Raw genomic sequence first — 11,876 nt, forward strand, 5'->3', positions numbered from 1 at the left:
ATACTTTTTTATTTGGAATGAACTTTACTTCCTACAATCGTAAATTAAACCTGTCTTGCTTAAAATACTTAAAAAAATAACTTCTTTTACATTAAAATGATATATAACATTCTAATTATACAATAGAGGAGTGTGTATGCAGCTTTTTGTCCAACTATTTTTTAAAATATTTTTCATACTGACGCCTTTTTTTGTTATGTCTGTTTTTTTAGTTATGAGTAAAGATTGTGATAGTAAAGAAAGAAAAAAACTTGGTTTTAAAGTAGGTATGGCTGTTATGGTACTTAATTTGTCAATGTTTTATCTTGGTAAATATATTTTCATGCTTTTTGGAATAACAATTGATGCTTTTAGAGTTGGAGCTGGGATCTTACTTTTCTTATCCGCCATATCAATAGTTAAGGGTGAAATTTCTGAAACTAAAACATCTTCCACAGATATGGCTATTGTGCCTTTAGCTATTCCTGTTACTGTGGGGCCTGGTACCATAGGAATGTTGCTTGTATTATCTGGTGAAATGAATACTATAAACGATAAAATTATTGCCACTGCAGCAATGGTTTCAACTTCTCTTTTTCTCGGATTTTTATTAAGTGTATCTGTGCAGATTGAGAAGATAATTGGAGAAAAAGGGATATCTATTCTGAGCAAAATAACTGGTTTATTTGTGGCTTCGGTGGCAAGTCAATTGGTTATATCAGGGGTAAAGAATCTTTTAAAATAGAAAAAATGGCTGGGGCGGGAGGATTCGAACCCCCGAATGGCGGGACCAAAACCCGCTGCCTTACCAGCTTGGCGACGCCCCAACATGAATGGTGCCCAGGGGCGGAATCGAACCACCGACACGTGGATTTTCAGTCCACTGCTCTGCCGACTGAGCTACCTGGGCTATTGAAGGAATGACTTTTTAATCGAAAATTAATCTTTTGTCAAGTGTTATTTTTATTTTTTGTAGATAATTTGCTAATTGTCTGATAGTAAATAAAAATTCAGTTTCTTAAAGTGAAAAAATTTATTTAAAAATTATAAAAAAGTAGAACTAAAAATCATTTTTAAACGTTATAATAATTTTTTATTAAAAGTGGAAAGAAAGGTAAAAAATTAAGGGTAACTTGAGAAGAGGCGACGCCCGGAATTGAACCGGGGTACACGATTTTGCAGACCGTTGCCTAACCACTCGGCCACGTCGCCAAAATTGTAGGGGCTTTCTTATATAATATATAACTTAACATGTCAAGTATCAATTTGAAAAAAATAGGGTATATTATTTTACATCGATTGTTATTAAAGTTTTTAAATGTAGAAATGGATAAGTTGAATTCTTTTGGTTTTATATTATATTGATGTATAATATCTTTAAGTTGATATTAAAATCATTGTAGAATTTTCTTGACAATAACCTAAATTATGATATATTAATAGCCCGCTTCAATGAGGGCCAATAGCTCAGCTGGCTAGAGCCACCGGCTCATAACCGGTAGGTCCCAGGTTCGACTCCTGGTTGGCCCACCATTTTAAAACGGATATTTTAATGACTGTAAAGATTAATTCAATTATACGCTTTATCGAAAATAAAATCTGCGATACAGACCGATATTATGAATGGGATAACAATGGAATTCAGGTCGATTCACTAAGGTGTGAAGTCGATAAGGTTGCCCTGGCACTTGATCCTACAGAACAGGTAATAGAAAGTGCTGTAGATGGAGGGTATGGGTTACTGATAACCCATCACCCTCTTTTTTTTGGCTCTATAAAATCTATCTCATTTTCCACCTCTATTGGGAGAAAGATTTTAAAAGCAATCAAGAATGATTTAGCCATATACTCCTATCATACTACTCTTGATCTTGCTGACTATTCATTAAACGATTTCTTAGCCCATAAGCTTGGGTTTGAGGTTATATCTAATCTGGAAGATACTGGTGAGATACCGTATTGTAAATTTGTTGTCTTTGTTCCAAAAGGTTATGAGGGAAGAATCATAAATATTCTTGATTCTGCTGGTGCTGGCACGATCGGTAATTATACAAATTGTAGTTTTTATACGGAGGGGATAGGAACATTCAAACCAGGTGAAAAAACTAACCCCTTTATTGGAAAAACTGGTGTATTAGAAGAAGTTAATGAGTTCAGGATAGAAACAATTGTTCCTAAAAAAAATGTTCCTTCACTAGTAAATATGGTTAAATCTGTACACCCATACGAAGAGATGGCATACGATGTGTATCCTTTAAATATAAATAAGCATTATGGCCTTGGAAGGATCGTATCTTTGGGAGGATCCTACACGGTAGTTCAGATAATTGAAATAATAAAAGAGAAACTAAATTTGCAAAGAGTAAGAGTAAACCACAACACAGATTTTACTGTAGATAAAGCTGCTATAGTTACAGGCAGTGGCGCTTCTTACTGGAAAGCTTGCAAATATAGAGGGGTTAAACTGCTCATAACCGGTGATATGAAGCATCATGATGCAATAGATGCTATGGAAAATGGTGTTGCCATCATTGATGTGGGGCATTATGAGACAGAAAGAATTTTTATGCAATATCTTGGGGATATGTTGCAAGATGAATTTGATATAGATACAACCTTGATAGACGAAAGTAATCCTATTAAATTTTTTTAAAAAGGAGGAAGAAACGATATGATGGAACAGCTTGAAAAGCTTATAGAATTGCAGAGGATTGACAACAGAATATTTGGAATAAATAAAATCCTTAGTAATGTGCCTGATTATATTCTTGAGATTCAGGATGAATATGATACAACAAACAAGAAATTTTCCGATTTAAAGTTAGAAATTGAAAAAAAATCAAAAGAACTTGGTGAAATAACAGCAGCGTTTGAAAAAAAGAAAAATCTATTAGATAATTCCCATAAAAAGCTTTCCACAGTAAAAAATACTAAGGAATATGAAGCTGTTTTGAAAGAATTGGATTTATTAAAAAAAGAGCTTTATGACCTTGAGCTTAAACAACTCGAGTTGAATGAAGAGCTAAGTAATTTAGAAAAAGAATTTAAGGATGTTGAATCCAAAAAGTTATCACTTGATGAGAAATATGCTGAACTTCAGAAACGAAGAGATGTGGAAAATGAAAAGATTACCGAGGAATTAAAGGAACTAGAAAAAATTAGGGAAGAAGTGGGATCCGGTATAAAAAAACAGTTTCTTTCGAAATATGAAACCATTAGAAAGGCAAGGAATAACCTTGCTATTGTAAGGGTTGAGGATGAGGTTTGTTCAGGTTGTTATATGAAAATACCTCCTCAGTTGTATGTGGAGGTAAAAAAGAACATTTCCATCATACAATGTCCTAATTGCCAGAGATTTTTATATTACAAAGAGGGTGAATAGTTATAGAACTTATAATTTATACCGATGGGGCATCATCGGGTAATCCTGGTCCTTCTGGTTGTGGATTTTTGATTTATAGAGGTAGTCAGTTACTTTATAGCGATAAAATTTACATTGGATTTGCCACCAATAACGTAGCAGAGTATAATGCTATACTTTTTGCCGTTCGTAAGGCAAAGGAATTTCATCCAAAAAAAATTCTAATAAAAACAGATTCTGAGTTGATTGCAAGACAGTTTTCTGGTATATATAAGGTTAGGGATGAAAATCTAAGAAAGATTTACTTTGAAATCTTAGAAGAGGTAAAAGGTATAGAATTCAACGTGGAGCATATCCGAAGAGAGCAAAATAAATTGGCAGATAAGCTCTCTAAGGAAGCAGTCACGATGGGGGCAAATTCTAATGGTTCATCAGATATTATTACTAAGTGAGAATCTGGATGAAGTAAAAAGGATATACAACATATGCAAAAATAATCAATTTGTTTTCTATTTCTTTGATAGTGTAGAAGTTTTTTTTAATTTTCTCATTCATGAAAGAATAGATGTTGCAATTATAAATGGCAATCTAATGAATGATCCACTGGGATTCATATCTGAAATTCAAAACAAAAGTATAGACACATCCTTTATCTACATAGGAGAAAGGGATCCAGATACTATTAGAACTATTTTGAAGAATGGTTACTACGACTATCTTTATTACGATTACAAAGAAGAAGATATGGAACGAGCTATTGTTGGCGCTATAGATAACAAAAGAATGTATGAAAATATCAAAATGATTAGTAGCAATCTGGAAAAGATAAATCGAGAACTTTCAGATAAAGCAAAAGAGCTTGGAATGGATAAAGTAAGATTAAAGGAAATTATCAATAGATTTAGACTAATCGAGACTTTTATTCGGGAGATAAGCCTGATATCAGAGCTTGATTTAATTCTAAGTAGACTTGTTGATTATGTTTCAAGGGAGTTTAAATCCAATAAAATTATAGCTACGAGAATCGATGGCTATACGGAATATGTTGTTTCATCTTATGGGATAGAGAGTAACATTTTAAAAGACTATAAATGGGATTTGAAGGATATCAAAGCTTCACCATGGGCGGAATCGATCCTGAATGGAAAGGTTAGAGTGGAAGTGGTAAACCCTCTGAATAATATCTGGTATGCTAATTCGTCCATTTCTAATATATTTCCAGAAGGGTTTATAAAGTACCCGATATTCTACGAAAACGATGTATATGGTACCATTGTAATATCTTGTAATGAAGGAGATTGTTATTTTCCGGAAGATAAAATATTTTTTTTAAAACAGATATTAGAACATGCTTCCATTCAGATTTACAATAAAAATCTCCAGTCAAAATTGTCTAAAACAATTGAGCAGCTTAAAGATTATCAGCAGCAGTTGATAGAAAAAGAAAAACTATCTACACTTGCTAAGGTGGCAGTTAGCGTAAATCATGAAATAAACAACCCATTATGCGCCATTTCTCTAAATGCCGAAATAATTAAGAGAAGATATAAAGATGATGAAAATCTACAAAAGATAGTTGATGCAATATTAAATAACGTTATTTTGATCAATAAGATCACGAATAAATTTGCAAGTTTAAAGAAGGTGACATTCAAGGAGTACCTTCCTGGTATTGAGATGCTGGATCTTGGTGATTGATGAAGTTGCTTTAAACATATTACTAAAAATTAAGGTTGGGTTATTGTTAATGATTATAGTTTTATTCTCGGTAAATTAAAGTTTTTATTTTAGTTGTCGATTTAGTTCATATGAGAAGATTCTTTTACTTAATAATTATACTATTTTTGTTGGTGGCGTGTGGTAAGAAGGATAAGCCTAAACCTATAGATAATATTACTGCAAAAAAGCCCATTGCACCAATAGAGGAAACAAAAAATGAGAAGATAGATGCCGGTAATCAGTTTTTATTAAATGGAGATTTTGAAAAGGCAATAGAATTTTATAATAAAGGGCTTGAGGAGAATAGGGCAGTTGCTTTTTATAATCTTGGGGTGGTAAATTATCTTTTGGGTAAGTATAAAGATAGTGAAGAGTATTTTAGAAAGGCTATTAATGAAAATAAAGAGTTCAAGCCAGCCTATATAAATCTTGCTGCAACTCTGGTGAAAGAGGATAGAATAAGAGAAGCAGTGGAAACTATTTCAAAAATTGAGCCATCAAATGCAAAAGAATATCTTATTGTTGCTGAGATATATGCTAAAGTTGGTGATGTAGCTAAAGCCTATTATTATTTCAGGAAACTGGAGGGAAGTAAAGATATAACGGCAGCTGGAATGATAAGCTATGGTTTATTTCTAAAAGGTATTGGAGAGGAAACTAAAGGTGTTGAACTTATCGATAAAGGGATTAAAAAACTGGATGAGATAGAAAATAAAGATTACGACGATTTTTATCAGCTTGGATTAGCACACTATGCATTGGGGCATTATGAAAAAAGTATATATAATCTTAAATCTGCATTGAATATCAAAAAAACATATGAAGCCTCTGAAATGTTGATGAAGATTTACGAATCTCAGGGGAAGTATGATTTAGCAGCAATTCTTGCGGAAGATCTTGTGGGGTTAAATCCATCATTGAAAAGCTATTTATCCTATGTAGAGAATCTCATTAAATCATCAAATTATGATGAAGCATCAAATATTGTGACTGAGTTATTATCAAAATTTGATAAAAGTTTCGAAATTTACAAAATTGCACACAAATTTTATATTCTTAAAGGTGATTTGATTAATGCTCATAAGGTGGCAAAGCTGGCTTACGATAAATTAAGAGATGATAGATCTCTTTTTTTTTACATAAGACATTCTATTTTATATGATTATAATCTAAGCGAGGCAAGAAAGCTTTTATCACAATTGAAAAGTCCAGAATATATAGCCATTGCTAAAGGATTTTTGAATCTAAAAGAGGGAAGTTTTTCTCAGGCAGAAAAAATAGTAAATGATATTAAAGATGATAAAGATCCAGATTATAACTATATAAAAGCTTTTTTGCTTCTTAGAAATAGGGAGTATAGTGCTGTTGAAAAGCACATTGATAATATGGAGGATATTCCGGAGAGGTTTTTTTATAAGTTTATCTATTATTATAATACAAAACAGTTTGGTAAGCTTGCCGAATTGTCGTTGAAGAATGTTAAATATATAAAAAATGTAAAAAGATATCCAAGATTTGATATCAAATTACAACCGACATTAGAGGATCTTAATTTTGCTTTTGAATTTAGGCCAGATTTTGAAACCATGTTGAGGTTGATTCTAACACCTATGTTTATAGATCCTGAAGAGATGACCTCATACCTTTCTGCTGGTTATAATCTACTTCAGCAATCAGATCAGCTTGCAGCGTTAAGGGAGCTGAAAAAGTCCGTGAATTTTTCCGAAGGTATAAGACATAACAACACTGCTGTGAAGTATATGCTTGAATTTGATTATGAGTCTGCATCAAAAGAGCTTACAGAGGCGGCTAATTATTTAGGGGACAACCCCATTGTATATTTTAATATAGGTTTATTAATGTTAAATCTCGGGAATATAGATAAGGCTTATGAATTTTTTGATAGTGTTCTTCTCAACAATAAATTTGTTTTTCCTGCTTATCTTGGTAAGGCTGTATGTCTTAGTTATCAGGATGAGAGGGTTAGAGTCCTTGCTCAGTATGATATGCTTATCAGTAATTATAATATCTTAGAAAATAATGAAAAAACTCAGGCAAGAAAGTATCAGTATTACAAGCTACTTGCCATGGTTGGATATAAAAAGTACGATGAGTTAATAGAAACAATTAAAGATAATGACCCATTAATTTATAAATCGATAAAAAATTTGGCCATTTTATTTAAAACTGGCGACTATAAAAACTATTTAAAGAAAGAAAATCATTTTTTTAGAAATAAAACGATAAATGCATTGTTAACATTGTACTACGACGATACCCTTATAGACTACCCTACAAATGATAGAGTGTCTGACTATATGATGCACTATCTATCATTGTCAAAAGATAAAAATCATAAACTTGCTGTTCATAATGTGGATAAATATCTTTTAATTGAAAATATTAGATATGATATTTTTTATGGTAAGAATACAATACTCGAGAATTTAAGGAGATTAAAGAATCTCGATAGCAATGAGGTTAATCTATACAAGTTATCCCTCTACTATTTTACACTTAAAAAAGATGTAATTAATGCGGAATTGTCACTTAAGAATCTTAAAAAATATAATATGGATAAACAAGGATATTATTATCAGATGCTTTATCACTTATTAACCAATAACGCTTTTAATTTAAGCAAATCTATCAATAAATATATTGAAATAGCACCCAATGATTATAGGGGTTATATCGTGGAGCTGCTGAAAGGTTTTAGAGAAAATAACTTGCAAATGGCTTATGATAATGGTATTAGATTGGAGAAATCGGTGTTGAAGAATAAAAAAATGCCTTTGGAGATAGTGTTAAATGAGTTTTAGAGTAAAAAAGAGTATATTAGTTTTATCGGTCTTATTATTATTAAACATAATTATCTATGGGATATCCTTAACTATTACAAATTTTGGTCCTGCAAAGTATGTTGTGCTTACAGTTCTTTTTATACTTGTTTTGCTAAATGTGGTGGCGTTTTTTATGAATGAAGTGATCTTAAAGGAAGACTTAGTATATGTGAAAAGTCTCTACGGAAGTAGGGGTATTAAAATACCTGAGATTGTTGAGATTTCATACATACCTTTGAAGGGCAGGATATTAATGATGTTGTCTGATAAGGATAAATTTGTTTTTGTGTCATCTATGATGGATGGTTTTGGGGATATCGTTGAATATCTCAAAAAAGGGATAAAAGATGAAAACCTGTTGAATATTTTAAATGAGGTTCGTTTGGATGTAATTAGTCATAAGAATAAAATGGTTGTGCTATTTCTTATAGTGTTAAACATCGTAGTAATAGGTAGCTATATATACAACTTTCTTTTATAAAATGCTTGAAATCTATAAACTTTTTATAATATAATAATATACGGAGGAAGATATGGCTGAAGAAAAAGAAGGGAAAGCTGAAGAGGGTGGTGGTAAGAAAAAATCCCCTTTGAAGCTTATTATAATACTTGTGGTGGTTTTGGTTTTACTTGTGGGTGGTGGTCTGGCGGCTTACCTATTTTTATTCAAGAGTAAACCAGCTGAACATAATGCTGCCGCCACAGAGGAAAAAGCTCCGGCTAAAGGTGAAAAAGCCAAGCAAGATAAAAAAAGTGGCGAAAAAGCCAAAACTGTTGTTTACTCCATGGGAGCGATTATAGTTAATCTTGCGGATCAGGGGGTTCAAAGGTATCTGAAAGTTCAAATTGCTGTTGAGCTTGACAACCCAAAGCTTGAAGAAGAGGTGAAAAAGAGGGAGCCGCAGATCAAAGATATAATAATATCCGTTTTATCATCTAAAACAGTGGCTGATGTGAATACGCCTCAAGGTAAAATAGCCCTCAAACAGGAGATTATAAAAAGATCAAACATGGTTCTTACGGAAGGGGAGATTACTGATCTATTTTTTAGTGAATTTATAGTACAGTAGGTTTTTATGGATAAAGAATATGCAATAAAGCACTTTTCTGATGTAATAATGGATGTTACAGTTGAACTTGGACGGAAACTATGCACAATAGGTGAACTCTTAAGTTGGGAACAGGGGACGATCATCAAGCTAAATAAGACTTCTGGTGAGGTTGTGGATATGCTTGTGAATAATAAGCCTCTTGCCATTGGTGAAATTATGGTGCTTGATGAAAAATTTGCTTTTAGATTAAGTGATATTCAAACTAAGGCTGCTCTAACTGAGATGAAAAAAGATAGATTGTATGAGTAGATTTTTTGTAATTTTGTTTCTTCTTCTGGCTATTTGTTCTTATGCTGGGAATGTTACGATTGATGGAGACAATAAGAATATCTCTGTTGGTTTTAATTTAGGTGTCAAAACAGAGATAATTGAAAAGAGATACGATAATAATGCTCTCCAGGTTGCTATCAAAGGGGAGTATGATATAAATGCCGATCAGATATGGAATCAGCATATCAATAAGATTATTTATTCAAAAAATAATGGTATTACAAATATCAGGATCGTATTGGAAGATAAGCCGGAAAAATATGACGTTGCATCCACTGATAACGGCTTTGTAGCTTATTTTAATTTCAAAGAGAAAGTATCTGAACCCCCCACAGGTGGTGGAACTTTTGCAAAGATGATATTTAGTATTCTCATTATTCTTGCCATCATACTTATTTTCTATTGGCTGATAAAAATGTTTATGAAAAAAACTTACATGAGCGATATCCCTGGTATTGGCAGATCCCTTGGTAAGATAGATCTTATGCCCGGAAGAAGTATAATTTTTTATGAGATAAAAAATATCGTTTATATGTTTGGGTTATCTGGAGATAGTATAGCTTTGTTGGATAAAATTGAGGATGAAAATGTTATCGATGCAATAAAAACAGGGTTTTCTAAGAAACAGGATTTTTCCAGCTATTTCAGATTTTTTGGGGATAAGGCGATTAAAGAGGAGATAGAGGTATCCTCCACAATAATAAAAGATAAGGTGGAATCATTAAAAAAGAGAAATTAATTTTGGTTTTACTTACAGTTCTGCTCTTTGTACCTTTATCCTATGCCGCAGACCCTATCCCTCTACCTGCGTTTAGATTTGGTGTGGAAGGGGCCACTGCCCCAAAAGATGTTGCTGTCACTCTGCAAATAATTTTTCTCATAACCATTCTTTCAATAGCTCCAGCTATTTTGATTCTGATGACATCTTTTACAAGGATAATCATAGTTTTTTCTTTTTTACGGAGTGCAATGGGGACACAGCAAACCCCTCCAAACCAGGTTTTAATTGGTCTTGCTCTATTTTTAACATTTTTTATTATGTCTCCAGTATTTTCTGAAATGAATAAAAATGCACTTGCCCCATATCTGGATGGTAAAATTGCTTTTACAGATGCATTAAAAGAGGCCAAAAAACCTTTAAGGAAGTTTATGCTTGAAAACACGAGAAAAAAGGATATTATGACATTCCTGCAAATATCAAAATCTCCTCTGCCAAAAACTGTGGATGATATCCCTGATATGGTTTTATTGCCTGCTTTCGTCACAAGTGAACTGCAAACGGCATTTGAAATCGGGTTTCTACTTTTTTTACCATTTTTGATAATTGATTTTGTGGTTTCAAGTGTTTTGCTATCTATGGGGATGATGATGCTTCCTCCCGTGATGATATCTATGCCATTTAAAATTCTGTTGTTTGTTTTAGTTGACGGTTGGAATCTAATAGTTATGTCGCTTGTAAAAAGTTTTATGTAGGTGACGTATGAATCCTGATTTGGTCTTGAGTCTTACGACAAAAGCTCTGGAAGTAGCTTTGATGCTGGCGGCTCCTATGTTGTTATTTGGACTTATAGCTGGATTGGTGGTAAGTATTCTTCAAGCTGTAACTCAGATTCAGGATATGACACTAAGCTTTATCCCTAAAATTCTTGCGGTAGTTATTGCTCTTGTGATATTTTTTCCATGGATGATGGATACTATAATATCATTTACTATTAATCTTTTTACAAACATAAATAGCTACATAGGTAAATAGCTTAATAAAAAAGGGCGAGGATCCCGCCCTTATTTAATCTAATCTCTGTCTTTTCCTTTTTTGTGTTCTTTCTTCTCTTTACCTTTTTTACCGTGATTCTTTAACTTATTTTCTTTTAATTCATGAAATTCTCTGGATCCAGGTTTAACTCCCAATTCCTGAGCTACTTTTCCCCAACCTTTCTCTTTATGTTTTTTGTAGACTAACAATACCTCTTCAGGCTGTTTTTTTGTTATTTCCGCCAGTCTGAATACCATGTAGGCGTCTGCTGGTTTATCCACAGAGGCCACAACAGATTTAACTTTCATCTCATTGGAACCAAACGTTGTGGAGAGGTCAGCTTCAAATGAAGTTTTATCATTACCGATTTGCATATTAAGATTCATAAGGAAGTTGTCTAAATCATCGGCATATGATAAAGATGTTAATAGCATCAAAACAAATCCAACAAGTGACTTTTTCATAACATCACCTTATAATGTTATTGCTCTTCTTCAAATATACCTTCACCGAATGTCTCTTTCACCCAAGCTTCTGCCTGTTCGAAAGATGGGAAATCTACAGCATATTCCTGTGGGTTTTCCCCATTATCATCCACCACTAAAAGATGAACAGTACCATTTTCTTCAATTGCAATTTCAGCAACATTCTCTACATTGATATATTCCCCATCATCATCTTCACAACCACAAGAACAACCTTCATCAAAACACTCCTCATCTCCGCAGCCACAGTTTTCGTCTGTGCTACAAGATCTTAAATCTTTTTCTTCATTGTTACTCATATTTTTCTCCTATTTTAAGGCTTATGCCATTATTTAAAGTAAATATATAATGAAT

The 11,876-nt window shown here is 32.8% G+C and carries 14 protein-coding genes and 4 tRNA genes; 13 read left to right on the forward strand and 5 right to left on the reverse strand.

The genetic code is table 11. From position 1 onward, the window contains the following. The first annotated feature begins 136 nt into the window (after nt 1–136). The gene (locus ACP5Q2_RS09105) at nt 137–724 is read left to right on the forward strand and encodes a MarC family protein (protein ID WP_428099369.1); all 588 of its coding nucleotides are present in this window, start codon (nt 137–139) and stop codon (nt 722–724) included. 6 nt (nt 725–730) lie between these two features. On the opposite strand, the gene ACP5Q2_RS09110 is transcribed toward ACP5Q2_RS09105, so the two are convergent. From ACP5Q2_RS09110 to ACP5Q2_RS09120, 3 genes are all read right to left on the reverse strand, one after another. Next, nucleotides 731–806, reverse strand: a tRNA-Gln gene (locus tag ACP5Q2_RS09110). Nucleotides 807–813: 7 nt separating this feature from the next. Next, nucleotides 814–889, reverse strand: a tRNA-Phe gene (locus ACP5Q2_RS09115). 231 nt (nt 890–1,120) lie between these two features. Then, nucleotides 1,121–1,191, reverse strand: a tRNA-Cys gene (locus ACP5Q2_RS09120). Between the two features lie 244 nt (nt 1,192–1,435). Between ACP5Q2_RS09120 and ACP5Q2_RS09125 the strand changes: the two genes are divergently transcribed. From ACP5Q2_RS09125 to fliQ, 12 genes are all read left to right on the forward strand, one after another. Continuing rightward, nucleotides 1,436–1,512, forward strand: a tRNA-Ile gene (locus ACP5Q2_RS09125). A 19-nt stretch (nt 1,513–1,531) separates the two neighbouring features. Next, nucleotides 1,532–2,632, forward strand: a complete 1,101-nt coding sequence (locus ACP5Q2_RS09130; protein ID WP_428099372.1) for a Nif3-like dinuclear metal center hexameric protein — start codon at nt 1,532–1,534, stop codon at nt 2,630–2,632. Between the two features lie 21 nt (nt 2,633–2,653). Then, complete coding sequence (locus tag ACP5Q2_RS09135) at nt 2,654–3,361, forward strand: zinc ribbon domain-containing protein (RefSeq protein ID WP_428099374.1); 708 nt, start codon at nt 2,654–2,656, stop codon at nt 3,359–3,361. A 14-nt stretch (nt 3,362–3,375) separates the two neighbouring features. Next, nucleotides 3,376–3,792, forward strand: a complete 417-nt coding sequence (locus ACP5Q2_RS09140) for a ribonuclease HI family protein (RefSeq protein WP_428099443.1) — start codon at nt 3,376–3,378, stop codon at nt 3,790–3,792. Beyond that, complete coding sequence (locus ACP5Q2_RS09145) at nt 3,764–5,038, forward strand: histidine kinase dimerization/phospho-acceptor domain-containing protein (protein ID WP_428099377.1); 1,275 nt, start codon at nt 3,764–3,766, stop codon at nt 5,036–5,038. The genes ACP5Q2_RS09140 and ACP5Q2_RS09145 overlap by 29 nt, the downstream gene beginning before the upstream one ends. A 110-nt stretch (nt 5,039–5,148) precedes the next feature. After that, the gene (locus tag ACP5Q2_RS09150) at nt 5,149–7,881 is read left to right on the forward strand and encodes a tetratricopeptide repeat protein (protein WP_428099380.1); all 2,733 of its coding nucleotides are present in this window, start codon (nt 5,149–5,151) and stop codon (nt 7,879–7,881) included. Then, nucleotides 7,871–8,383 carry a hypothetical protein gene (locus ACP5Q2_RS09155; RefSeq protein WP_428099383.1) on the forward strand — a complete coding sequence of 171 codons (513 nt, stop codon included), beginning with the start codon at nt 7,871–7,873 and terminating at the stop codon, nt 8,381–8,383. The genes ACP5Q2_RS09150 and ACP5Q2_RS09155 overlap by 11 nt, the downstream gene beginning before the upstream one ends. Nucleotides 8,384–8,435: 52 nt before the next feature. Next, a complete protein-coding gene (locus ACP5Q2_RS09160) occupies nt 8,436–8,972 on the forward strand; it encodes a flagellar basal body-associated FliL family protein (RefSeq protein WP_428099386.1) in 537 nt (178 codons plus the stop codon). Nucleotides 8,973–8,978: 6 nt separating this feature from the next. Beyond that, the gene (locus ACP5Q2_RS09165) at nt 8,979–9,263 is read left to right on the forward strand and encodes a FliM/FliN family flagellar motor switch protein (protein WP_424605353.1); all 285 of its coding nucleotides are present in this window, start codon (nt 8,979–8,981) and stop codon (nt 9,261–9,263) included. Beyond that, a complete protein-coding gene (locus ACP5Q2_RS09170; RefSeq protein WP_424605352.1) occupies nt 9,256–10,023 on the forward strand; it encodes a hypothetical protein in 768 nt (255 codons plus the stop codon). The genes ACP5Q2_RS09165 and ACP5Q2_RS09170 overlap by 8 nt, the downstream gene beginning before the upstream one ends. Continuing rightward, a complete protein-coding gene (gene fliP / locus ACP5Q2_RS09175; RefSeq protein WP_424605364.1) occupies nt 10,023–10,757 on the forward strand; it encodes a flagellar type III secretion system pore protein FliP in 735 nt (244 codons plus the stop codon). Before ACP5Q2_RS09170 ends, fliP begins: the two co-directional genes overlap by 1 nt. Before the next feature lie 7 nt (nt 10,758–10,764). Next, nucleotides 10,765–11,037 (forward strand): flagellar biosynthesis protein FliQ, encoded by a 273-nt coding sequence (gene fliQ / locus ACP5Q2_RS09180; protein WP_424605351.1) that lies wholly within the window; start codon nt 10,765–10,767, stop codon nt 11,035–11,037. A gap of 38 nt (nt 11,038–11,075) precedes the next feature. Here the strand turns inward: fliQ and ACP5Q2_RS09185 are convergent, their stop codons facing one another. Together ACP5Q2_RS09185 and ACP5Q2_RS09190 are read right to left on the reverse strand one after the other, a co-directional pair. Further along, nucleotides 11,076–11,501, reverse strand: coding sequence for a hypothetical protein (locus tag ACP5Q2_RS09185; protein ID WP_428099391.1), 426 nt, complete (start codon nt 11,499–11,501; stop codon nt 11,076–11,078). Between the two features lie 17 nt (nt 11,502–11,518). Continuing rightward, entirely contained in the window at nt 11,519–11,821 is a 303-nt protein-coding gene (locus ACP5Q2_RS09190; RefSeq protein WP_424605349.1) for a hypothetical protein, read from the reverse strand. Between the last annotated feature and the right edge of the window lie 55 nt (nt 11,822–11,876).

This window comes from Calditerrivibrio sp., from assembly GCF_049968475.1.
Classification (GTDB): domain Bacteria; phylum Chrysiogenota; class Deferribacteres; order Deferribacterales; family Calditerrivibrionaceae; genus Calditerrivibrio; species Calditerrivibrio nitroreducens_A.

Coding starts and splice junctions, on each gene's coding strand:
- ACP5Q2_RS09105 (WP_428099369.1), top strand. CDS start 137: ATGCAGCTTTTTGTCCAACTATTTTTTAAAATATTTTTCATACTGACG.
- ACP5Q2_RS09130 (WP_428099372.1), top strand. CDS start 1,532: ATGACTGTAAAGATTAATTCAATTATACGCTTTATCGAAAATAAAATC.
- ACP5Q2_RS09135 (WP_428099374.1), top strand. CDS start 2,654: ATGGAACAGCTTGAAAAGCTTATAGAATTGCAGAGGATTGACAACAGA.
- ACP5Q2_RS09145 (WP_428099377.1), top strand. CDS start 3,764: ATGGTTCATCAGATATTATTACTAAGTGAGAATCTGGATGAAGTAAAA.
- ACP5Q2_RS09150 (WP_428099380.1), top strand. CDS start 5,149: ATGAGAAGATTCTTTTACTTAATAATTATACTATTTTTGTTGGTGGCG.
- ACP5Q2_RS09155 (WP_428099383.1), top strand. CDS start 7,871: ATGAGTTTTAGAGTAAAAAAGAGTATATTAGTTTTATCGGTCTTATTA.
- ACP5Q2_RS09160 (WP_428099386.1), top strand. CDS start 8,436: ATGGCTGAAGAAAAAGAAGGGAAAGCTGAAGAGGGTGGTGGTAAGAAA.
- ACP5Q2_RS09165 (WP_424605353.1), top strand. CDS start 8,979: ATGGATAAAGAATATGCAATAAAGCACTTTTCTGATGTAATAATGGAT.
- ACP5Q2_RS09170 (WP_424605352.1), top strand. CDS start 9,256: ATGAGTAGATTTTTTGTAATTTTGTTTCTTCTTCTGGCTATTTGTTCT.
- fliQ (WP_424605351.1), top strand. CDS start 10,765: ATGAATCCTGATTTGGTCTTGAGTCTTACGACAAAAGCTCTGGAAGTA.
- ACP5Q2_RS09185 (WP_428099391.1), bottom strand. CDS start 11,501: ATGAAAAAGTCACTTGTTGGATTTGTTTTGATGCTATTAACATCTTTA.
- ACP5Q2_RS09190 (WP_424605349.1), bottom strand. CDS start 11,821: ATGAGTAACAATGAAGAAAAAGATTTAAGATCTTGTAGCACAGACGAA.